Source organism: Achromobacter sp. HZ01, from assembly GCF_003267925.1.
Classification (GTDB): Bacteria; Pseudomonadota; Gammaproteobacteria; order Burkholderiales; family Burkholderiaceae_B; genus Achromobacter; species Achromobacter pulmonis_A.
The window spans coordinates 117,610-138,796 of record NZ_LWKV01000001.1; the positions used below are offsets into that span (position 1 = coordinate 117,610).

A 21,187-nucleotide genomic window follows, 5' to 3' on the forward strand; every position below is an offset into this window, starting at 1 on the left:
TCCTTCAGGCGACCTTGCGTTCGGCCGCGGGTTCGATGTCCTGCCCCGCGCCGAAGTCGAAGGCGAAATCATCGACGCGCACCACGGTGTCGCGCAAGCGGTTGCGGCGCTGGACCACCGCGTATTCCTCGGCGGTGATGCCGCCTGCCGCATAGGCGGCGTCGGCGATGTCGCGCACGTTGGCCTTGGGGTTGCCGTCGAGCGCGCCGCGCTTTTCGAGTTCGCGGATCTTGGCTTCGATGGGCTCGGCCTCCAGCGTGGCCGCCAGCGCCAGTTCGATCGCGCCTACCGGTTCCTGCTCGGTGGCCGGCAGGTGGCAGCCCGCGGTCAGGCGGTCGCGCGCCGCGCCCGGCTGGATCAGCAGGCGCGCCACGTCCTGGCCCAGGCGGTCCGATGGCAGGGCCTGGGGGCGGCCCCACGGGAACACCAGGCGGGCCAGCGCCCAGGCGGCCGCGCGGTTGGGGAAATTTTCCAACACGCCGTCGAAGGCCTGCTGCAGCCTGTACAGCGCGTCCTGGACGGACCAGTGCGCCAGCGGCGCGTCGGCGGCCTGGCGGCCCTCGTCCTCGTAGCGCTTGAGCGCGGCGCTTGCCAGGTACATCTGCGACAGGATGTCGCCCAGGCGCGCCGACAGGCGCTCGCGCCGCTTGAGGCTGCCGCCCAGCACCAGCATGGCGCTGTCGGCCAGCAGCGCGAAGGCGGCGCTGTAGCGGCTGAGCTGCTGGTAGTAGCGCTTCATTTCGGGCGCGACGTCGGCGTCCACGCGCACGTAGCGCGCGCCCGTCAGCGCGGCGCCCGCGGCGCGCAGCGCGTTGCGCACGACGAAGGCCGCGTGGCCCCAGAAGGCGCGGTCGAAATCGACCAGGCCCTGGCGGCGGTCGGGCGACTGGGCCGCCTGCATTTCCGCCAGCACGTAGGGATGGCAGCGGATCGCGCCCTGGCCGAAGATGATCAGGCTGCGCGTGAGGATGTTGGCGCCTTCCACGGTGATGCCGATGGGGATCTGCTGGTAGGCGCGGCCCAGGAAGTTGGAGGGGCCCAGGCAGATGCCCTTGCCGCCGATCACGTCCATGCCGTCGTTGACGACCTGGCGGGCGCGTTCGGTGACGTGGTATTTGACGATGGCGGACACGACCGAGGGTTTTTCGCCGAGGTCCACCGCGCCGGCGGTCATGGCGCGCGCGGCGTCCATCATGTAGGTGTTGCCGCCGATGCGCGCCAGCGCTTCCTCCACGCCCTCGAACTTGCCCACCGGGGTGCGGAACTGGCTGCGCACGCGCGCATAGCCGCCGACGGCGCGCGCGGTCAGCTTGGACATGCCGGTGTTCGACGAGGGCAGCGAGATCGAGCGGCCCGCCGCCAGGCATTCCATCAGCATGCGCCAGCCCTGGCCGGCCATGGCCGGCCCGCCGATGATGAAGTCCAGCGGCATGAACACGTCCGTGCCGCGCGTGGGGCCGTTCATGAACATGGCGTTCAGCGGGAAATGGCGGCGGCCGGTATCGACGCCGGGATGGTCGTGCGGCACCAGCGCGCAGGTGATGCCCAGGTCTTTCTTGCCGCCCAGCAGGCCGTCCGGGTCGTACAGGCGGAACGCCAGGCCCAGCAGCGTGCAGACCGGGGCCAGCGTGATGTAGCGCTTGTCCCAGGTGACCTTCATGCCTATCACTTCGCGGCCCTGCCATTCGCCCTTGCAGACGATGCCGCTGTCGGGGATGGCGGCGGCGTCGGAGCCCGCCCAGGGGCTGGTCAGCGCGAAGGCCGGCACTTCCTCGCCGCGCGCCAGGCGGGGCAGGTAGTGGTTCTTCTGCTCATCGGTGCCGTAGTGAAGCAGCAGTTCGGCCGGGCCGAGCGAATTGGGCACCATGACCGACACGGCCAGCGCCGAGGAGCGCGTGGACAGCTTGGTCACGATCTCGGAATGGGCATAGGCCGAGAAGCCCAGGCCGCCGTATTCGCGGGGAATGATCATGCCCAGGAAACCCTGGGTCTTGAGGTAGTCCCAGACGGGCGCGGGCAGGTCGTAGCGCTGCTGCGTGACCTCCCAGTCGTCGACCATGCGGCAGGCCTCCTCGGCCTGATGGTTCAGGAAGCGCTGCTCATCCTCGCTCAGCCGGGGACGCGGGTACGCCAGCAGCCGGCTCCAGTCGGGGCGGCCGCGAAACAGCTCGCCTTCCCACCACACGGTGCCGGCTTCGAGGGCGTCGCGCTCGGTGTCCGACATCTGCGGCAGCACCTTGCTGTAGAGCCGGAAGACCGGCGCCGACAGCAGGGCGCGGCGGATCGGGCGCACGCCCAGCACGACGGCCGCAAGCAGCACGATGACGGCCAGGGCGAGGATGACTGCGTTCATGTTCTTGCCTCCATGTTCTTCGTTTGCGGCCGGCGGGCCTAGGGCCTGTTCACACTAAAAGGAGCCATGCACAGGCCCGAAGGGTGAGCACCCAAATGAGCGCCTCTCCGCGTTGCGAATGCTCGCCGGGGACCTGCCACGACTGCGCTTCGCGCCTTGATAGGCGCTCATTTGGGTACTCATGCATGGCTCCTTTTAGTGTGAACAGGCCCTAGGGCACTTGCGGCAGGGGCGAGCGCAGCCCGCCCAGCAGAAAGCTCATCAGGCGGGGCAGCAGCAGCTCGGGGTTGTTGGGTTGCTCGGCTTCGTCGATGGTCCAGCCGGTGACGGAGCGCAGCAGGTCGGTGCCGATGATGGCGTACGAGGTGGCGCCCAGCATGAACTGGAAGCGCCACATGATTTCCGCCCTGGGCACGTCCGGCAGCGCGGCGAACAGCGCGTTGCGGTAGCGCTCCAGCACGTCCGCGTACTCTTCGGCGAACAGCGCGCGGATAAAGTCGGACGGGTCGGTCATGGTGCGTTCCAGCAGCGGCAGGAAGGTGCTGCCGGCCTGCGCCGGATCGGCGGCCAGGCGCAGCAGCGTGCCGAAAAAGGCGTCCACGATCTGCGAGGGCTTGAGGGGCCGGCCTTCGGCCTGCGCCTCCAGTTCGTCCAAAAGCCGCAGGCGCTCGCGGTTCAGCACGGCCAGGCGGCGTTTTAGCACCGCCTGGACGAGTGACTCCTTGGAGCCGAAGTGGTAGTTCACCGAAGCAAGGTTCACGCCGGCCGCGCTGGTGATCTGGCGCATCGACGTCGCGTCGTGCCCCTGCTGCGCGAACAGGGCCTCGGCCGTATCCAGGATCGCGTCACGGGTAGTGGGCTGGCTGATTTCTTGCATAAGGTTGAATTCAAACGTTCGTTTAAAAACCATTATGCGCTAGCGATGGCGGAGATGCGAGCCTCGGCTATCCCGAATAGGGTTTACCACTAGCGGCGCAGCCGCGAGCCGCCGATACGCCGTTGGCAGCCCTACGGCTCCTACCGATGGACGAGGACTTCCGGGCAGGCCGGCGAGCGCTGTGCTCGGCCGTCGGAATGATGAACGGGCCGCCCGCCTCGGGCTGCCGGCCTAGATTAAATGCGGGCTGGAACATAGGCGCAAAAGACCGCAGTATCAGCGCGAGGAGATAGAGACGCACACCATCGATGAGACCGCCAAGCATGGCTAGCCCGTTCGCTGTACGGGCAGCGGTGCAGACTCAGGAGCAGAAATGAAGACCTTCAAAGTGGGACTGCTGGTTGACGGGCTGGAACAGCCCGGCTGGATGCACGAGATGGTCGAGTGGCTCCGGCACAGCCAGGATTTCGAAGTTGCCGCTTTGCTGGTGATGCACGCGCCTAGCGAGGAGCCGCGCCTGGGCGTCAAGGCGCTGTTCGGCACGCTGTCGCGCTTGGAGGGCAGGCTGCTGCCGGCCAAGCAGCGCGCCATGCTGGAGTGCCGCGACCTGCGCGGCAGCCTGCCGGCGGACTCGGCCGCGGTCGTGCCGCTGGCGCACCAGGCCGCGCCGGCGGCGCTGCAGGACGCGGTGGCCGCGCTGGAGCTGGACCTGGTGATTACGCTGGGCACGTCGCCGGCCTCGCGCGAACAGCTGCAGGACTGGGCCCGGCTGGGCGTATGGCAGCTGAGTTATTCCGATATCGCGGTGCAGACCAGCCGCTACGCCGGCTTCTGGGAGGTCTACCAGCGCGAGGACCACACCACGGTAAAACTCTGGCGCGTCGGCGCGCGGCTCGAAGACGACGAGCTTCTGGACCAGCGCAGTTTCAACACCGAAGTGTTCTGGTTGAAGAATCAGGCGCGCGCATTCAGCCTCGGAAACTTCATGGTTTATGACGCGCTCCAGGCGCTCGCGCGACTGCGCCAGGGGGCGGCGCCGCCCGGCATGCAGATCATGAGCGGCCAGCGCCGCGCCGATCCGGCGGAGTGGAATTCCGCCGCTTATATCGCGCGCCAGGCCTGGTTGATGTCGGATTTGATTGTGCGGCGCGTCATGAAACGCAATATACGCTGGCGGATTGGAATGTTCCCGTCTTTCCGGCAGCAGGCCGTAGTATCCGAGGCCATGGTCCTGCAACCGCCCAAGGGCAGATTCTTCGCAGATCCATTTGTATATACCCAGGATAAAAAGCCATATATATTTTTCGAGGACTACGATTTTAATTCCCGCAAGGGCACGATCTCGGTCGCGACCTACTCCGACGGGGCTTTCCGCCTGCTGGGCACGGCCCTGAACCTGCCTTACCACCTTTCGTTTCCGTATATATTCGAGCACGAAGGCGTGACATACATGGTTCCGGAAACCTGCGGAAATCGCAGTATAGAATTATGGAAATGCACGGAATTTCCATTGAAGTGGGAGCTGGATGTTAATCTGATGACCAATATATCCGCCGTCGATACGATTATTTTTAAGCACGGAAAATATTGGTGGCTATTAACTAATATCGACCGCACGGATGGCCAGAGCCACTGCGACGAATTATTCGCCTTCTTCGCCGATTCGCCGCGCTCGACCGAGTGGACGCCGCATGCGTGCAACCCCATCGTGCGCAATCCGATGCGGGCCCGCAACGCCGGGATCGTGGTGTCGCCCGAGGGGGAAGTGATGCGCTGCGCCCAGTACCAGGGCTTCTGCCACTACGGCAAGGGCGTCTCGCTCAACCGGATAGAGGAGCTGTCGCCGTCCACCTACGTCGAAACGGACGGCGAAATCCACTACGCCAATTTCCTGAGGAAGCGTCATGCTTCAATGCACCATTGGCATCACCAGGGCGGCCATACGGTATTCGACTTCGCTTATATGGAGTAAATGATGCGCGTGACGCACAAATTAAAATGTTACCCATATTTCGAATAAGCAATGCGCCTACGGGCGGAATGTGTCAGCAGATACATCTGGACAGAAATCGGGCCTGGCGCCCGCGTTTTACGGCCGTGTCCGGCAGATGCCCGGACGCGGCTTTTTCACGGCCGGAGCCGCGCCCGGCCTAGCGGGGACGCATGCCCGCGCCACGGCTTTCATAGGGAAAGGCAAGTGTGGACGCCGAAAATCCTGGTGAAAACCCTAGCGCCGGAAAGCATCAAAGCCGCTGCTCAGCCATATTTACTATATTGATTAAGGCTCACGAATGATGTCTGTTTTTATCGGATTATATCGTGGGCAAACGTCTTGATTTTGCGGATTTCGAACCATAAGATGGGTCCATGCCATCCGTTATGGTGGCTACCAAAGTCTCCCAGCCCAAATGTCCCGGTTCAGCTTCATTAGATATTCCGGGATATTGCGGACCACCCCCGCAGGGTTGGAAAAAAAATAGTCTTCAGCACAGCGAAGATCCTTTCTAGGCCGTCGAAAAACCGGGAGGACACCATGGCCAAGATGGTCCTGATTGAAGCCCATCCGCTCCTGCGGCTGGGGTTGTGGCAGATTCTTAGCAAGTTGGACGATGTGTGGGAAATCGAGGGGATGGGCCTGGCGGATATTTCCAAGGCCGATGGCGTGCACGCTGGCGCCGATCTCCTGATCTATGGACTGCCGGTGGATACCGACGAAGCGTGGAGCGCGCTGCATGAAATCCAGCGGGTGCTGACGCCGAAGCGGATCCTGCTTCTGACGGACGTCATGCCATTGCCGATGCCGGTGCAGGGCCTGCCGGGAAGCAGCATCTACGGCTGCCTGATGAAAACGGCTTCGGTCGAAATCCTGGAGGCGGCCATCCGCCTGGTCATGGCCGGCGGCCAGTGCTTCCCCAGCGAGCAGGCCATCCAGGCGCCGGCGCAGCAGTCGGTGTGCGCCTTGCCGGCGCGCGACGCCGAGGACGCTCCCGCCAAGAGCGCCATGCCGGTCAGTGCGGGCGCGCAGTTGCTGCAGATCACCCCGCGGCAGTATGAAGTGCTGGTGCTGCTGGCCCGCGGCTATCCGATCAAGACGGTCAGCAGGATGCTCAATATCTCGGTGGCGACGGCCAAGACGCACGCTTGTACGCTGTACCAACGGTTGCATGTCAAAAACAAGGGCGAAGCCGTCTACGCGGCGCTGCAGCGCGGCGCCACGCTGGAATGGCACGAGCCCAACAGTGGCAGGGATGTGGACGCAGGACAGATGTATGGGCGCAAGGTGGGATAGCGCTTGCCGGTCGCGCAGTCGGTCCGGCAGTCCGGGACGCCAGGCGTCCCGCTGCCGGATGCGCATAGCCATCGAGGCTACGCCGTTCATAGCAGTGCAGCGGTCGCAATGCAAGCGCATTCCACCGCCATTCATCCACCTGTACGAGATTCAGCGGACGTAGCCGCTGATAGCATGGGTTGTGTCCGCAAGCATGGGTCGAAAGGGCGAACCACCGCCGCCTCGCCAATGCGATCCGATGTTGTGGGCGAGCTTCCCGTGAGGTCGATGACGCCGTCACGCCGCGATAGCGGCAAGCGATGCGCCAGCGTCATGGGAACCGTGTATGGGCCGAGTGTCACAAGGTTCCCCCGGGGATGACAACCGTACTGATCGAAGACTACGCTCTGCTTCGTGTGGCGATCCAGCATGTGCTGGAGCGCGTACGCAACGCCGACGACATCCTGGCCATCTCGCCAGCGCATCTGCTCAACATGTCCAGCTCTATCAACCGCCCAGTGGAACTGCTGGTGGTGGGTTGCAGCGGCCTGGCGGAACAGGACGTGGGCCTGCTGTCGCAGTCCATGGCGTTCTTCATGCCGCGCCTGGTGCTGGTGCTGTACACCGTGCTGGACCAGGGCGTGATGACGGCGTGCGCGCGCGCCGGCGTCGCGGGCTATCTGCCCAAGGCGTCCAACCCGGACGCGCTGGCCGCGGCGGTGAGCCTGGTGATGGCGGGCGGCCAATGCTATCCGCAGGCGGTGGCCCGGCCGCAGGGCGCCACCCAGGCCGCGCCGCAGGCGCTACGCGAGCTGACGCAAAGACAGGAAGAGATCCTGCAACTGCTGGTGCAGGGCAAGACCATGCGCGAGATCGGCGAACAGGTCGGCATCTCGGTGGCCACCGTCAAGAGCCATGCGCGCACCCTGTATTGGAAGCTCAACGCCCGCAACCAGGCCGAAGCCGCCTACATCGCCGTGCAGATGGGCCTGGTCCGCAACGGCGCCCCACCGACCGCGATCCGGCAGGATGAAGACCCGTAGGATGGGTCAAGCGCGAGACCACCGACACAAGAACCCAAGCGCCAAACGCGCGCAACCCATCAGGCGGCGCCAGCCGCCGTTTTTCGTAGCATGCAGAGTTGGATTTCTTGCCGGCACCAGAATCGCCGGCTTGCGCCGGCCGATGGGTTACGCGCGTTGGAGATCGGCGTTCTGGCCCGGGCAGGCGCGCGCTGCACCCATCCTACGCGCTGAACGCCACATGAAGATCGGTTTTCCCCGCCTCAAACCCCGGCGTTGCGCTCGGCCGGTTTGCCTTTCGACTCGGCCACCGCGATGAACTCACGCTCCGCCTCGGCCAGCACCGCATCGATGTGCAGATGCGCCAACGCATACTGCCGCGCGGCCGCGCCCAGGGCTTCGCGCCGGGGCGCGTCGTCGGCCAGCGTGCGCACGGCTGCGGCCATGGCCGCGCCGTCTTCGGGCGGGGTCACCAGGCCGCAGCGCGCCACGACGGCGGCCAGTTCGGTGCCGGGCGCGGCGCCGCAGACCACGGGCCGGCCGCTGGCCAGCATGCCGGTCAGCTTGGACGGCATGACCAGGTCGGCCGCGCCGGCGCGTTGCGGCAGCAGGTGGACGTCGGCGCTGTTCAGCAGTTCGCCCAGCCGCTCGGCCGGCTGCAGGTCCAGGAAGCGCACCCGCTCCAGTCCCTGGCAGGCGGCCTGCAGCGGCGCGCGTTCCGGGCCCTGGCCGCAGAACACGAACCATAGGCGGGTCTCGCCGTCCAGGCGGCGCGCCACGTCGGCCAGGGTCTGCAGGCCCTGCTTGCCGCCCATGTTGCCCGAGTACAGCGCGACCACGGCGTCGGCCGGAATGCCCAGTTCGGCGCGGTAGTCGCCGCCGCTGCGCGGCGCGATGGCGTTCACGTCTATCCAGTTGGGCAGCAGCAGGGCGCGGCCGGGGTCGACGCCTTTGGCCAGCGCCAGGTCCAGCATGCGGCCCGAGATGGTGGAGACGCGGTCGAAGCGGCGCATCAGCCAGCGTTCGGCGCGGCGCACGGCGGCGCGCAGGCCGGCGCCCTTGAGCAGGCCCAGCTCGAACGCCGCGTCCACTTCGTAGTCCTGGATGTGCAGCCACGCGCGCGCGCCGCACAGCCTTGCGGTCAGCCACGCGGCGGGCGCGCAGAACAGCGCCGGCTCGACCACCAGGATCAGGTCGGGGCGGCCGGCGGCGGCGCGCAGCAGCGACGGCAGGCTGGACAGGGCGAAGCTGGCCAGGTGGATCAGGCGCTTGAGCCCGCCCGGCCTGGCCGGCACCCAGAGCGGCGCGCGGCGCACGGTGACGCCGCGCCGCGTTTCCTTGCGATAGCGGCCCGCGCGGTAGCCTTCCTGCACCTGCCACTGGGGGTAGTAGGGCGGGGCGGTCACGACGCTGACCTGGTGGCCGCGCGCGGCCATCCATTCGGCCATTTCGGCGCTGTACTTGCCGATGCCGGTCAGCTCGGGCGCGTAGTTGATGCCGTAGACGAGGATTTTCATGCCGGGCCAGCCTGGCGCGGCCGCACCGGCCGGCAGGGATTGCCGTGGCAGATCATGCCGGCCGGCAGGTTGCGGAATACGGAACTGCGGGCGCCGACCACGGTTTCGCGCCCCACCGTCACGCCGGGACCGATGAATACGTCGGTGGCGACCCAGGCGCCTTCCTCGATGCGCACGGCGCGCTCGCGCAGCGGAAACGCGGGCTGCGCGGCGTCATGGTCGGCCGCGCACAGGTAGCTGCGCTGCGACACCACGGCATGGGCGCCGATGTGGATGGGCCCGAGGCTGTAGATCACCGCCTCGTCGCCGATCCAGGCGTAGTCGCCGATCTCCACCTTCCAGGGGTAGGTGACCGTGGCGCTGGGCCGGATCAGGACCTTGCGGCCGATGCGCGCGCCGAAGCAGCGCAGCAGCCAGCGGCGAAATCCGTACGCCACCTGCGGCGACCAGCGAAACAGCGTGCCCTGCACCATCCACCACAGCTGCACCGTCAGGGCGGAGCGGCCGCGCTGGCCGGGCGCCAGCGTGAACTGGTCCAGACGCTGCAGGGCGCTCATTTCGCCGCTCCCGCCACGGCGTCGTCGCGCGCCGCGGCCGCGCTGGCCTGGCGCGCCTTCTGGATTTCCTCGGTCTTGATGCGGATCTGCCAGTAGTACATGGCGCGCGCCACCGCGTAGTCGTAGCCGGCCTTGCCGTCCAGGAAGCCGAGCCGGAACACGTAGGAGTGCAGAAAGGCGATCGGCGCCTTGAACGGCATGGCCTGGAAGATGCGCTTGAGCAGGGCGCGCGCGCCCACGTTGGCTTCGCGCGGGTCGTTCATCAGGCCCTTGGTGCGCAGGTTGGCTTCCCAGTCGGAATAGCGGTTGTGCTTGTCGAAATAGTGGAAGAGCGAATCGTGGTCGTTGTGCACCATGCGCTCGCGCAGCGCGAAGGTCTCGCCCTCGACCTGCGGCTGGTAATGCCCCTCGACCTCCCACATGTGGGCCACGTCCAGGTCGTCGTAGTCCAGGAAGCGGGAACGGTCGCGCGCCAGCAGCGCCAGCTTGTAGACGCGGTGGCCGTGCTCCAGCTTCTTGCCGCAGAACACGTAGTCGAAGGGCACGAAGGCGCCGCCGGCGCCGGCGGCGAAGCGCGGCAGCGCCTCGCGGATCTCGGCGGCCAGGCCCGGGGTCATTTCCTCGTCGGCGTCCACGTACAGCACCACGGGATGCGAGAACGGCAGCTGCTCCAGGCACCACTGTTTTTTCTTCGGATACTTGCCGTTCCACTGGAAGTTGGAGACCTTGGCCCCCAGCGCGGTCGCCATGGAGCAGGTGGCGTCCGTGCTGTTGGAGTCCACCACGAAGACTTCATCGAATTCGACCAGCGCCTTCAGGCACTTGGCGATGTTGCGTTCCTCGTTCTTCGTCATGACGACGACCGAAACCGGTATCTTCTGCATGATGCTTCCTGTTCAGGGCGTGCCGCGCTGCATGAGCGGCTGAAATAGCGAGATGACGTTGCGGCAGTGCCGCTCCAGGGAAAACGCGTCGGCGCGTTCGGGGCCCTGGGCGGCCAGCCGCTGCCGCATCTCGCTGTCGTAGGCCAGGCGGCGCACCGCGTCGGCCAGCGCCGCGGCGTCGCCCACCGGCACCAGCAGGCCGTAGCGGCCCGCGTCCAGAATTTCGGCAGGGCCGTGGGGACAGTCCGTGGAAATCACCGGCACGCCCAGGCACAGCGCCTCGACCAGCACGTTGCCGAAGCTCTCGCGCACCGAGGTCAGGGCGAAGGCGCCGGCGCCGGCGATCACCGGAAACGGGTTGTCGATGTGGCCGGCCAGCCTGACCGGGGTGCGCGAGCCGTGCTCGTCGATGCGTTTCTGCAGGGCGTCGTGTTCGGAGCCTTCGCCCAGGATGGTGAAGGCGATGCCGGGATCGTCCAGCAGCGCGGCCGCGTCGATCAGGGTGGCGTAGTCCTTGACCGCTTCGAGGCGGCCGACCGCCACCACGTGGTAGGGCGCCTGCGCCGGGGCCTGCTGCGGCGGCTGGGGCGCGGCGGCCGCGCCCTGGCGGCGGACGTTGTCCAGCGGCACGCCGTTGTAGATGGTGTGGACCTTGCCGCGCAGCGGCGGGAACATGCTGACCAGGTCCTCCTTGACGCCGCGCGATACGCCGACCACGGCGTCGTGGCGCCGGTAGGTCTGGCTCACCAGCCAGCACTTCAGGCGCCGCATGCGCGAGGCGCCGTAATGGATGGCGGGGCTGCTGTGCTCGAAGGCGACGGTGCTGAAGCGGCCGCGCAGCAGTTTCTTGGCCAGCACCACCAGCATGTTGCACAGCAGGCCGTGCGAGCAGACGATGGCCGGCTTGTCGCGCCGGATCTGGCGCAGCAGGCGCAGGAACGCCACGGGCAGCATCAGGCGCAGCGCGGCGGGCGATTCGTACACGGGCAGCGCACGCGTGACCTTGGGGTTGGAGACGGGATATTCCCGGTTGCGCGAGCGCAGCAGGAACAGGGCGGAATCCACCCCCTGTTCCGGCAGCGCGTCCACGATGAAGGCGACGCATCTTCCGACGCCGCCGTGCAGGTCCGGCGCGACAAACAAAACATCAGGCATGTGGGATCACTCGTGTTGGCGCCCGGCGCGCGGCGGCCGGACGGGGGCTGGGGGCGGGCGGCGTAGTCGAGGGAACGGGCATGATCTGCGCATTGCGCATCAGCGACAGGCAATAGCACAGCAGGAATCCGGTGAAGGCGGTCTTGGGCGCGTAGGCCAGGCCGCCCGAGAGCGAATCGATGAAGATGTAGATGGGCGCGGTGGCCAGCAGGTAGCGCCGGTGCAGCTCCAGGCCGGGATGGGCGTAGCGCCTGAGCAGCGTCAGCAGCAGGATGAGCAGCGGCGGCAGCATGATCATGATGGTGCCGACCACGCCGAACTTCATCAGGTAGAAGGCCCAGGAGTTGTGGGCGAAGGTGCTCAGCTCGAAGCCGTTCTCGCCCATTACCCAGCTGCGAAAGCCGGCGCCCTTGCCGAACACCGGGCTTTCGGCGAAGGAGTCCATCTGGCCCTGCATCTCCTGGATGCGCGCGCCGTAGCTGGAGTCCTCGTCCAGGCGCTCGACGCTGAAGATGCGGTTGGTCAGCACGTCCAGGTAGCCGATGCTGGCGAACACCAGCACGCCGGCGATCGCGGCCGGCGCGAACACCAGCACGGCGCGCCGCCGGATCTCGGGACCGGCGCCCAGCAGCACGGCGATCAGCACCGAGGCGGCCAGCTGCAGGTACTGGCTGCGGTTGAGCGAAAACACCAGCGCCAGCAGCATGTAGACGGTCAGCGCATAGGCCTTGGGGCCGGACACGTTCAGCGTGCGCCGGAAGTACAGCAGCGACACCACGCCGAAGGGAATGGCCCACACGCCCAGGCGCACGTTGCGCAGCGGATTGGACACGCTGAAGCCCTGCAGCTGCTCCAGCAGCATCAGCGTGGCCACGGCCAGGCAGGCCGCCACGATGTACTTCTGCAGCACGGCGTAGGCATGCGGGCTGTCGATGTCCTTGTAGCAAAGGAACGGCGTGCACAGGAAATAGAACACGATGCGCAGGTCGCGCGCCACGTCGCCGGTCTCGATGCCGGGGTGGTCCACCGACACCAGCAGCAGGTAGACCACCGACAGCGCCTGCAGCCCCAGCAGCAGGCCCAGCAGGCCGCGCGGCAGGGCGTAAGCGCGCGGGTCCGCCAGCCGCAGCGCCTTGACCCCCAGCATGGCGACGAACAGGAAATCGAAGGGCGACAGCTTGAAGCTGCCCACCCCCAGGATGAAGCGGTCGTCGTTGAGCGCCAGCGCGGTGAAGGCGAACAGGCCGAGCAGGTGCAGAGTGGAAAGGCGGCGGTGCGGATTCATTGCGGCTTTTCTCCGTCAGGCTGGGCCCGGCGATGCTAGTGGGCGGCCCAGTCGTCGCGGCCGAAGATCTTGGTGGTCAGCTTTTCGAACAGGTAGGACAGATCGCCCTGGCGCGCGTGCGCGGCCACCTTGGAGGCCCTGCACGACAGTTCGAACAGGCGGCCCAGGCCCGGCTCGGTGCGCCGGATGCGGGTCACGATCTGCTCGCGCTCCTCCAGCAGCACGTCCTGCATCAGCGCGGTCTTGGTCTCGTCGTGGACCGTGTACACGCCCATGGCGTCGGGCACGATCAGGTTCTTGCCCTCGCGCAGCAGGCGGCTCCACAGCTCCAGGTCCATGCAGTAGCGCATGCTTTCCTGCAGCAGGCCGTACTTGCGCAGCAGGTCGCGGCGGAAGATGGCGGACTGGTTCGGGATGGAGGCCTTGACCACCGTCAGCGTGCCCCGGTTGACCGGGGTGTAGTGGATCTTGCGGAAGATCCGGTTGTTGGCGTCGGCCACGAACAGGTTGCCGCTGACGATGGGCGCGCGGCCCTTGGACGCGGCCGCGCCCAGCTTGCGCAGCGCGCCCGGGAAATACAGGTCGTCGGAGTTCTGCCAGCCCACGTAGTCGCCGGTGGCGCGCTCGAAGCCCTTGTTGATGGCGTGGGACTGGCCGCGGTCGGGCGTGCTTTCCCAATAGCTCAGGTAGCGCTCGTACTTGCGGATGATGTCCACGCTGCCGTCGGTCGAGCCGCCGTCGATGATGATGTACTCCAGCCGCGGATAGCCCTGGTTCAGCACCGACAGAATGGTGCGTTCCAGGAAGCGGGCCTGGTTGAACGAGGGCGTCACGATGGTCACCTTGGGCATCAGGCCGCCGGCGATCGGGGCTGGCGGGCGGAGCTCGCGGACAAAGTCGATGAGCTGGCGTGAATACTCGTTATGGCGCTTGCGCATGGAATACCTCAGCTTGTTGGTTATCGGGTGGCCGCAGGCACGACACCAGGGAAATCGGGACGGGATTGGCGGATGGCGAAGGCCACGCCCGCCAGCGTGATCGCCGCGTAGGCCATGCGGCCCCAGGCGGCGGCGTGTTCGCCCGCAATCTGCACCAGCCCCGCCATGACGCACAGCATCGCCAGGCCGCCCAGTCCGTTCAGGATGGCGACCGCCCGCGAATTGCCGAGTCCGAGCAGGGAGAAATGCGCCGCGGCGTTCAGGGACAGCAGCCCCGACGCGATGATGAGCAGCTGGAAGGTTCCAAGGTGGTCCTGGGCCACGCTGGCGCTGAGCAACATGTTCAGAAGCGGGCGGCTGACGGCCAGCACGGCGATCGTGGCCCCGGCCGACAGCGCCAGGTTCCACAGCATCATGCGGCGGATCTCGCGTTCGGCGGCGCCGGGATAGGGAGGGGAGGCCGACAGCCGGCTCACGCGCGGCATGGCCTTCTGGAAAATGGCGACCGAGGCGGTGTGGATGATCTGCCCGACCTGCACGCCCACGGTATAGATGGCCAGCGCGGCGGGCCCCATCAGGCTGCCCACCAGCACGCGGTCCACCGAGCCGAAGGCCAGCGCGCTCAGGCTGTTGAGCCAGGACCAGCGCGAAAAGCGGAAGGCGTCCATCATCGCGCCGCGGTCGCGCACGGGGCGCACCACCAAGCGGCCGTAGGCGCGCGAGAACACGCCCATCTTGACGCTGCCAGCCAGCAGCAGCCCGAGCGCCTGAGCCAGTCCGGTCCAGGTGGGCGAGGCCGTCATCCAGGCCGTGGCGCAGGCCAGCGCCATCGTGCCGCTGCGGCTGAACACCTCGCACAGCGCCGTGGCGCGGAAATCCTCGCGCCCCTTCAGGCAGCCCGAGAACAATTGGTCGTACTGCTGGGTCAGGTAGATGGCCAGCGCCGGCAGCGCCAGCATCGTCACCGCCACGCCGCCGAAGGTGGCGTCGGGCCAGCCCAGGCCCACCGCGCCCCACAGCATGAGGGCGGCCAGCGTCACCACGCCCAGCGCGCAGCCGATCAGCGACATGCTGACGCCGGCGGCGCGATAGGCGCCGCCCGGCTCGTGCAGGCGCTCGGACACCAGCTTGGTGGCCGTCACCGCCGCGCCCAGGTTGGCGGCGTTGCCGAAGCCGGCCAGGGCGATGATCATGGAATACTGGCCGAAGCCCACCGTGCCCAGCTGGCGGAACAGGATGGGCAGGGCCACCAGCGCCGCCACCGGGCCGATGCCGTACTCCACCAGCCCCCAGAAGGAGGCGTTGCCGGCGATGTGTTTCCTGAGCAATCCGAGCATGGCGAGGGCCTGTCGATACGGCCGTCAGGCCACGGGCAGCGCTTGCTGCGTGCGCTCGCGCAGGAAATGCCCGTAGGCCAGCGTGATGCCGTGGGTCAGCGAGATCTCCGGCTTCCAGCCCAGCGCCTGCATCCGCGACGAATCCATCAGCTTGCGCGGCGTGCCGTCGGGCTTGCTGGTGTCGTAGACGATCTCGCCGGTGTAGCCGACCACGCGCGCCACCAGCCTGGCCAGGTCGGCGATGGAGATGTCCTGCCCCGCGCCGATGTTGTAGATGCCCTCGGCGTCGGGATGCTCCATCAGCATCACGCAGGCCTGGGCCAGGTCGTCGACGTACAGGAACTCGCGCAGCGGCGCGCCCGTGCCCCAGATGGTCACGGCGTCCTGGCCGGCTTCGCGCCCTTCATGGAACTTGCGGATCAGCGCGGGCAGCACGTGGCTGTTCTGCAGGTCGTAGTTGTCGTGCGGGCCGTACAGATTGGTCGGCATCGCGCAGATGAAGCGCGCGCCGTATTCGCGCTGGTACGCCTCGCACAGCTTCAGGCCCGCGATCTTGGCGATCGCGTACGGTTCGTTGGTGGATTCCAGCGGCCCGGTGAGCAGGGCGTCCTCGTGGATGGGCTGCGGCGCCTCGCGCGGGTAGATGCATGACGAACCCAGGAACAACAGCTTGCGCACCCCCGCCGCGTGGGCGGCGCGGATGACGTTGCACTGGATCATGAGGTTCTTGTACAGAAACTCCACCGGGTGCGTCTGATTGGCCAGGATGCCGCCCACCTTGGCGGCGGCCAGGTACACCACGTCGACCGGCGTGGTCGAGAAAAAGCGGTGCACCTGGTTCTGGTTTTCCAGGTCCAGTTCGGCGCGGCTGCGGGTGATCACGTTGCCGTAGCCGCGGCGCTGCAGCTCGCGGGTGATCGCGGCGCCCACCATGCCGCGATGCCCGGCGACGAAGACGCGTTGCTCCTGGTTCGTCATGTCCGACTACTCCTTGTAGGCGTAGATTTCGTAGCCGTTCTGCTCGACCAGCGCATCGCGCCGCGCGTCGCGCAGGTCGCTCTCGATCATTTCCTTGACCAGTTCGGCGAAGGAAGTGCGAGGCGACCAGCCCAGCTTCTCGCGCGCCTTGGTGGGATCGCCCAGCAGGGTTTCCACTTCGGTGGGGCGGAAGTAGCGCGGGTCCACGCGCACGATGACCTGGCCGGGCTTGACGTCGTGCACCGGCGAGAACAGCACGGTGGCGGTCTCTTCCAGGCCTTCGCCTTCCCAGGCCAGCAGGATGCCCAGCTCGCGCGCGGCGGTATTGATGAACTCGCGCACGCTGTACTGCATGCCGGTGGCGATGACGTAGTCCTCGGGCGTGTCCTGCTGCAGCATCAGCCACTGCATTTCGACGTAGTCGCGCGCATGGCCCCAGTCGCGCAGCGCCGACAGGTTGCCCAGGTACAGGCACTCCTGCAGGCCCAGCACGATGCGGGCCAGGCCGCGGGTGATCTTGCGGGTCACGAAGGTCTCGCCGCGCTTGGGCGATTCGTGGTTGAACAGGATGCCGTTGCAGGCGTACATGCCATAGGCTTCGCGGTAGTTCACGCTGATCCAGTAGGCGTACAGCTTGGCCGCCGCGTACGGGCTGCGCGGATAGAACGGCGTGGTTTCCTTCTGCGGAATCTCCTGCACCAGGCCGTACAGCTCGGAGGTCGAGGCCTGGTAGAAGCGGGTCTTGTTTTCCAGCTTCAGGATGCGGATGGCTTCCAGCAGGCGCAAGGTGCCCAGGCCGTCGGCGTTGGCGGTGTATTCCGGTTCTTCGAACGAGACCCCGACGTGGCTTTGCGCGGCCAGGTTGTAGATCTCGTCCGGCTGCACCGACTGGACGATACGGATCAGGCTGCAGGAATCGGTCATGTCGCCGTGGTGCAGCACAAAGTTGCGCGGCTGGTCATGAGGGTCCTGGTACAGGTGATCGATGCGGGCCGTATTGAACAGGGAAGCGCGCCGCTTGATGCCGTGGACCTCATAGCCCTTGGCAAGCAGGAACTCCGCCAGGTAGGACCCGTCTTGGCCGGTGACGCCGGTAATCAATGCCCGTTTTGGCATGGTTGTATCCTTAAGACTTAGTAACTGCACGAAAGGAGCCGAAGGCTGCGGTACCGATGTGCAATGAGATTACTGTTGCACCCGCCGCGGAGATATCGGCCAAAAGGTCTAAGAGCTCAGCCTCTCGGTAGGGAAAAAGGGATTGGATCGATTCATCCACCATTCCGAGGATGGTGACGGTCAGCATGGCCACCAGCGCCGGGCGCCGGTTGACCGAGGCATAGACCAGTCCCGCCAGCAGGGAATAGGCGGCCAGGTGCAGGCGCTTGTCGCCGAAGGCGTCGGACATTTCCGCCGCCAGCCCTGGCAGGTTGCCCACCGTGATCAAGACGAGAAAGAACAACCCCGCCACCGGCAGGCAGATCCGCGCCGCTCCCGGTCTCCAGAATGGAATCCTGCCCTCATCCCTCTCAAACTCGGCCATACATATCCTGGAATCGAACGATGTCGTCCTCCCCGAGGTACGCGCCCGACTGCACCTCTATGATTTCCAGCGGAATCTTCCCGGGGTTCTCCAGGCTGTGGATCTCGCCCAGCGGGATGTAGGTCGACTGGTTTTCGGTCAGCAGGTACTGCTTGTCGCCGTTGTAGATGCGCGCCGTGCCCGACACCACGATCCAGTGCTCGGCCCGATGGTGATGCATCTGCGAGGACAGGCGCGCCCCGGGTTTGACCGTGATGCGCTTGACCTGGTAGCGCGGGCCCTGGCCGACCGAGTCGTAAGAGCCCCAGGGGCGCTGCACTTCGCGGTGGTGGTTGAGCTCGGAGCGGTGTTGCGTCTTGAACACTTCCACCAGGCGCTTGACGTCCTGCGAGCGGGACTTGTGCGCCACCAGCACGGCGTCGGCCGTTTCGATGACGACGATATCGTCCAGCCCCACCGAGGCGACCAGCCGGCTGGTCGAGTGGATCAGGCAGTTGCGCGAATCCTCCACCATCACGTCGCCGGTGGTGGAGTTGCCTTCCACCGTCTTCTGCGCGATGCCCCAGACCGCGTCCCAGGCGCCCACGTCGCTCCACGAGGCGGCCAGCGGAATCACCACGGCGCTGTCGGTGCGCTCCATGATGGCGTAGTCCATCGAATCGCTGGGGCAGGCCTCGAAGGACGGACCGTCCAGGTGGAACAGGGCGTTCTCGCCGTGGCCGATGGCCACCGCCGCCTGCACCTGTTCCAGCATCTTGGGCGCCAGCCGGGCCATTTCCGACAGGAATACCGAGGCCTGGAAGGCGAACATGCCGCTGTTCCAGTAATAGCCGCCGTCGTCGATGAAGCGCTGCGCCACTTCGGGCGAGGGCTTCTCGACGAAGCGGCGCACGCGCCGCGCCGGCCCCATTTCGCCCGGCTCGTCGGCCTGGATGTAGCCGTAGCCGCTCAGCGGCGCGGTGGGCGTGATGCCGAAGGTCACCAGCGCGCCCTGCAGGGCCGCCTGGTAGGCCTCGGCGAAGGCGGCGCGCAGCACTTCGCCGTCCTCCAGCACGTGGTCCGAGGGCATGATGAGCATGACCGGGTCCTCGCCGTCGCGCATGGCGCGCAGCGTGGCGGCGGCGATGGCCGGCGCGGTGTTGCGCGCAAACGGCTCCAGGATCACCTCGGCGTCCTTGATGCCCAGTTCCAGCGCCTGTTCCGCCGCGATGTAGCGGTGCGCGTCGTTGCAGACCAGCGTGGGCCTGGCTTCGGCGCCCGCCGACGCCAGGCGCAGCAGGGTGTTCTGCAACAGGCTGCGGTCATCGGTCAGGCGGATGAACTGCTTCGGCAGCAGCTCGCGCGACAGCGGCCACAGCCGCGAGCCGGAGCCGCCGCAGAGGATGACTGCCCGGTACGGGGGAGGGGGATTCGTCATGGCGCTCACTCCTTGAAGTAGGCCTGGGTGTACGGATGCACGCCGGGATCGGCGGCGATGGCCGCCGCGGGCTGCCAGCGGTAGCTGCGGTGCTGGGCCTGCGGCAGGCTGGAGATGTCCAACGGAATTTCCGCTTCATAGGCGAGGACGACGTAATGCGTGGAGCGTCCGGCCTCGCCTGCGAAATTGGTGCCATAGAAATGCTCGTACACGCCCCGCGGCCGCCAGGCCTGGTCGGGTACGGGCAAGCCGAGTTCTTCGCGCGCGATGCGGCACAGCGCCTGGCGCAGCGTTTCGTTCTTGCGGATGCGTCCGCCCGGCACGAACCAGGCGCCCTGGGCGGGCGGATTGGCGCGCAGCCCGGTCAGGTAGCGGCCGCGCGCATCGCGCAGCAACAGGTCGATCGACACCAGCGGCAGCATCTCGACCGCCTCGCGGAAGTCGGCGCCGGCCAGCACGCCGTCTGCGCGCGCGGCCGTTCCCCGCCGCTCGGGCCATCCCAACGGTTCAGTAGACATTGCGGCCCGTCCATCCCGATACCGCCGTGCGGGCGATGATCAGCAGATCCATCCTGAACGTCCAGTTCTGGATGTAATAGATATCGTGCTCGACCCGGTCGCTCATCTTGCGCAGGGTGTCGGTCTGGCCGCGCAGGCCATTGACCTGGGCCCAGCCCGTGATGCCCGGCTTGACGCGGTGGCGCATCATGTAGCGCTGCACCAGGTCCTTGTAGAGTTCGTTGTGCTCCAGCGCGTGGGGCCGCGGACCGACCACCGACATGTCGCCCATCAGCACGTTGAGGAACTGCGGCAGCTCGTCCAGGCTGGTGCGCCGCAGAAAGCCGCCGATGCGCGTGACGCGCGCGTCGTTGCGCGTGGCCTGCGTGACCACGCCCTGTTCCTGGTGCACGGTCATGGTGCGGAACTTGTAGACGTGGAACACCTTGCCGTCCACGCCCAGGCGTGGCTGCGTGAAGAACACCGGCCCGCGCGAGGTCGCCTTCACCAGCAGGGCCACGGTCAGCATGACGGGCGACAGGCCGATCAGCGCGCACAGCGCGAAACTGCGGTCGAACACTTCCTTGGCCAGTCCGCGCACGCCGGCGGCCGGCAGGCTGTTGAGCTGGATGGCCGGCAGGCCCAGGAACTCGCCGATCTGGTGGCCGAGCAGCTGGATGGACATCACGTCGGGAATCCAGCGGATGTCGACCAGGTCGTTGCGCAGGTGGTAGAGCACTTCGCGCAGTTCCTGGCCGGCCTCCATCGGAAGCACGATCCAGATCTCGCGCACGTTGTTCTCTTTGACGAAGTCGTGCAGGCCGCCCAGCTCGTGCAGGCGGCGGACCTGCGGCGGCAGGTTCTCGTGCGGCTCGGCGTAGATGCCGGCCACTTCGTAGCCGGTGTTGCGGTAATGCTCGACGCGGCGCCACAGGTCGTGGCCCAGCGCGCCGAAACCCACCAGCAGCACGCGCTTGCGGTCCATGCCGCGGTCGCGCGCCGCGCCCAGCACCGAGTAGACCGCGATGCGCACGCCGATCAGCGCCAGCGCCGTCATGATGAACCAGGTCGCCGCCCATATGCGGGATATCGCGGCGGTCTGGTGCATGAGAAAACTGATGCAGATGCCCAGCGCGAACACCAGGGCCCAGGCCGCCAGGCTGCGTCCGACCAGGTCGGTCAGGCGACGGCCGCGCCAGGACACGTACAGCCGGAACGCCGGGAAGATCGCGACCACGCCCAGGCCGCACAGGTAGATCAGGAACAGATGGATTTGCGGAGGGTCCGCCAGCGCGTCATCCGAGAATTTCAATCCGGTGGCGGTCAGGCCGCAGGCAATCACGATCGCGGCATCCAGCAAGCGATAGAGATAGCTTGCCCCGCTGAATCTGGTCGACGTGTCCGTTTGGGACGGTTCCATCGCGCACTCCTGTTCGTTGGAAGCCGGCCTGCCGCGCGCGGGAAAAAAAGCCGTGCACCGCCGCAAAGCCTGTGGCTACCGACAAAATCTTATTGAGTGCCCGGGCCACCCGAAACCTCCAAACGATGTAGGAGAAGGCTTA

18 protein-coding genes are annotated in these 21,187 nt (G+C 66.8%); 3 read left to right on the top strand and 15 right to left on the bottom strand.

From position 1 onward, the window contains the following. Positions 1 to 4: 4 nt before the first annotated feature. The gene (locus A6B37_RS00595) at positions 5 to 2,353 is read right to left on the bottom strand and encodes an acyl-CoA dehydrogenase (RefSeq protein WP_111824619.1); all 2,349 of its coding nucleotides are present in this window, start codon (positions 2,351 to 2,353) and stop codon (positions 5 to 7) included. 211 nt (positions 2,354 to 2,564) lie between these two features. Next, entirely contained in the window at positions 2,565 to 3,230 is a 666-nt protein-coding gene (locus tag A6B37_RS00600; protein WP_111824620.1) for a TetR/AcrR family transcriptional regulator, read from the bottom strand. Positions 3,231 to 3,603: 373 nt separating this feature from the next. Between A6B37_RS00600 and A6B37_RS00605 the strand changes: the two genes are divergently transcribed. The 3 genes from A6B37_RS00605 (at position 3,604) to A6B37_RS00615 (ending at position 7,541) form a co-directional block, all read left to right on the top strand. Beyond that, positions 3,604 to 5,202 carry a hypothetical protein gene (locus tag A6B37_RS00605; RefSeq protein WP_111824621.1) on the top strand — a complete coding sequence of 533 codons (1,599 nt, stop codon included), beginning with the start codon at positions 3,604 to 3,606 and terminating at the stop codon, positions 5,200 to 5,202. A 561-nt stretch (positions 5,203 to 5,763) separates the two neighbouring features. Further along, entirely contained in the window at positions 5,764 to 6,519 is a 756-nt protein-coding gene (locus A6B37_RS00610) for a response regulator transcription factor (RefSeq protein ID WP_111824622.1), read from the top strand. 356 nt (positions 6,520 to 6,875) lie between these two features. Further along, positions 6,876 to 7,541 (top strand): response regulator transcription factor, encoded by a 666-nt coding sequence (locus A6B37_RS00615; RefSeq protein WP_102772480.1) that lies wholly within the window; start codon positions 6,876 to 6,878, stop codon positions 7,539 to 7,541. Positions 7,542 to 7,783: 242 nt separating this feature from the next. Here A6B37_RS00615 and A6B37_RS00620 read toward each other — a convergent pair whose 3' ends face one another. Genes A6B37_RS00620 through A6B37_RS00680 form a run of 13 tightly spaced genes read right to left on the bottom strand, consistent with a single transcriptional unit; the run spans position 7,784 to position 21,045 of the window. Beyond that, positions 7,784 to 9,037, bottom strand: coding sequence for a glycosyltransferase WbuB (locus tag A6B37_RS00620; protein WP_111824623.1), 1,254 nt, complete (start codon positions 9,035 to 9,037; stop codon positions 7,784 to 7,786). Beyond that, complete coding sequence (locus A6B37_RS00625) at positions 9,034 to 9,594, bottom strand: putative colanic acid biosynthesis acetyltransferase (protein WP_102772478.1); 561 nt, start codon at positions 9,592 to 9,594, stop codon at positions 9,034 to 9,036. The genes A6B37_RS00620 and A6B37_RS00625 overlap by 4 nt, the downstream gene beginning before the upstream one ends. Beyond that, entirely contained in the window at positions 9,591 to 10,478 is an 888-nt protein-coding gene (locus A6B37_RS00630) for a glycosyltransferase family 2 protein (protein ID WP_102772477.1), read from the bottom strand. The genes A6B37_RS00625 and A6B37_RS00630 overlap by 4 nt, the downstream gene beginning before the upstream one ends. 12 nt (positions 10,479 to 10,490) lie before the next feature. After that, on the bottom strand, positions 10,491 to 11,633 hold the full coding sequence (locus tag A6B37_RS00635; RefSeq protein WP_102772476.1) for a glycosyltransferase: 1,143 nt from the start codon (positions 11,631 to 11,633) through the stop codon (positions 10,491 to 10,493). Next, complete coding sequence (locus A6B37_RS00640) at positions 11,626 to 12,918, bottom strand: O-antigen ligase family protein (protein ID WP_102772475.1); 1,293 nt, start codon at positions 12,916 to 12,918, stop codon at positions 11,626 to 11,628. The genes A6B37_RS00635 and A6B37_RS00640 overlap by 8 nt, the downstream gene beginning before the upstream one ends. Positions 12,919 to 12,953: 35 nt before the next feature. Continuing rightward, complete coding sequence (locus A6B37_RS00645; protein ID WP_102772474.1) at positions 12,954 to 13,856, bottom strand: glycosyltransferase family 2 protein; 903 nt, start codon at positions 13,854 to 13,856, stop codon at positions 12,954 to 12,956. 20 nt (positions 13,857 to 13,876) lie between these two features. Further along, positions 13,877 to 15,193, bottom strand: a complete 1,317-nt coding sequence (locus tag A6B37_RS00650) for an oligosaccharide flippase family protein (protein ID WP_102772473.1) — start codon at positions 15,191 to 15,193, stop codon at positions 13,877 to 13,879. A gap of 24 nt (positions 15,194 to 15,217) precedes the next feature. Beyond that, on the bottom strand, positions 15,218 to 16,171 hold the full coding sequence (locus tag A6B37_RS00655; RefSeq protein WP_102772472.1) for a GDP-L-fucose synthase: 954 nt from the start codon (positions 16,169 to 16,171) through the stop codon (positions 15,218 to 15,220). Between the two features lie 6 nt (positions 16,172 to 16,177). After that, on the bottom strand, positions 16,178 to 17,287 hold the full coding sequence (gmd, locus tag A6B37_RS00660; protein WP_102772471.1) for a GDP-mannose 4,6-dehydratase: 1,110 nt from the start codon (positions 17,285 to 17,287) through the stop codon (positions 16,178 to 16,180). A 10-nt stretch (positions 17,288 to 17,297) separates the two neighbouring features. Continuing rightward, a complete protein-coding gene (locus tag A6B37_RS00665) occupies positions 17,298 to 17,711 on the bottom strand; it encodes a VanZ family protein (RefSeq protein ID WP_111824624.1) in 414 nt (137 codons plus the stop codon). Further along, complete coding sequence (locus A6B37_RS00670; protein ID WP_111824625.1) at positions 17,698 to 19,128, bottom strand: mannose-1-phosphate guanylyltransferase/mannose-6-phosphate isomerase; 1,431 nt, start codon at positions 19,126 to 19,128, stop codon at positions 17,698 to 17,700. The genes A6B37_RS00665 and A6B37_RS00670 overlap by 14 nt, the downstream gene beginning before the upstream one ends. Before the next feature lie 5 nt (positions 19,129 to 19,133). Next, complete coding sequence (locus A6B37_RS00675; RefSeq protein ID WP_168202093.1) at positions 19,134 to 19,646, bottom strand: NUDIX domain-containing protein; 513 nt, start codon at positions 19,644 to 19,646, stop codon at positions 19,134 to 19,136. Then, positions 19,636 to 21,045, bottom strand: coding sequence for an undecaprenyl-phosphate glucose phosphotransferase (locus tag A6B37_RS00680; protein ID WP_111824626.1), 1,410 nt, complete (start codon positions 21,043 to 21,045; stop codon positions 19,636 to 19,638). Before A6B37_RS00680 ends, A6B37_RS00675 begins: the two co-directional genes overlap by 11 nt. Positions 21,046 to 21,187 lie beyond the last annotated feature (142 nt).

Coding starts and splice junctions, on each gene's coding strand:
- A6B37_RS00595 (WP_111824619.1), bottom strand. CDS start 2,353: ATGAACGCAGTCATCCTCGCCCTGGCCGTCATCGTGCTGCTTGCGGCC.
- A6B37_RS00600 (WP_111824620.1), bottom strand. CDS start 3,230: ATGCAAGAAATCAGCCAGCCCACTACCCGTGACGCGATCCTGGATACG.
- A6B37_RS00605 (WP_111824621.1), top strand. CDS start 3,604: ATGAAGACCTTCAAAGTGGGACTGCTGGTTGACGGGCTGGAACAGCCC.
- A6B37_RS00610 (WP_111824622.1), top strand. CDS start 5,764: ATGGCCAAGATGGTCCTGATTGAAGCCCATCCGCTCCTGCGGCTGGGG.
- A6B37_RS00615 (WP_102772480.1), top strand. CDS start 6,876: ATGACAACCGTACTGATCGAAGACTACGCTCTGCTTCGTGTGGCGATC.
- A6B37_RS00620 (WP_111824623.1), bottom strand. CDS start 9,037: ATGAAAATCCTCGTCTACGGCATCAACTACGCGCCCGAGCTGACCGGC.
- A6B37_RS00625 (WP_102772478.1), bottom strand. CDS start 9,594: ATGAGCGCCCTGCAGCGTCTGGACCAGTTCACGCTGGCGCCCGGCCAG.
- A6B37_RS00630 (WP_102772477.1), bottom strand. CDS start 10,478: ATGCAGAAGATACCGGTTTCGGTCGTCGTCATGACGAAGAACGAGGAA.
- A6B37_RS00635 (WP_102772476.1), bottom strand. CDS start 11,633: ATGCCTGATGTTTTGTTTGTCGCGCCGGACCTGCACGGCGGCGTCGGA.
- A6B37_RS00640 (WP_102772475.1), bottom strand. CDS start 12,918: ATGAATCCGCACCGCCGCCTTTCCACTCTGCACCTGCTCGGCCTGTTC.
- A6B37_RS00645 (WP_102772474.1), bottom strand. CDS start 13,856: ATGCGCAAGCGCCATAACGAGTATTCACGCCAGCTCATCGACTTTGTC.
- A6B37_RS00650 (WP_102772473.1), bottom strand. CDS start 15,193: ATGCTCGGATTGCTCAGGAAACACATCGCCGGCAACGCCTCCTTCTGG.
- A6B37_RS00655 (WP_102772472.1), bottom strand. CDS start 16,171: ATGACGAACCAGGAGCAACGCGTCTTCGTCGCCGGGCATCGCGGCATG.
- gmd (WP_102772471.1), bottom strand. CDS start 17,287: ATGCCAAAACGGGCATTGATTACCGGCGTCACCGGCCAAGACGGGTCC.
- A6B37_RS00665 (WP_111824624.1), bottom strand. CDS start 17,711: ATGGCCGAGTTTGAGAGGGATGAGGGCAGGATTCCATTCTGGAGACCG.
- A6B37_RS00670 (WP_111824625.1), bottom strand. CDS start 19,128: ATGACGAATCCCCCTCCCCCGTACCGGGCAGTCATCCTCTGCGGCGGC.
- A6B37_RS00675 (WP_168202093.1), bottom strand. CDS start 19,646: ATGTCTACTGAACCGTTGGGATGGCCCGAGCGGCGGGGAACGGCCGCG.
- A6B37_RS00680 (WP_111824626.1), bottom strand. CDS start 21,045: ATGGAACCGTCCCAAACGGACACGTCGACCAGATTCAGCGGGGCAAGC.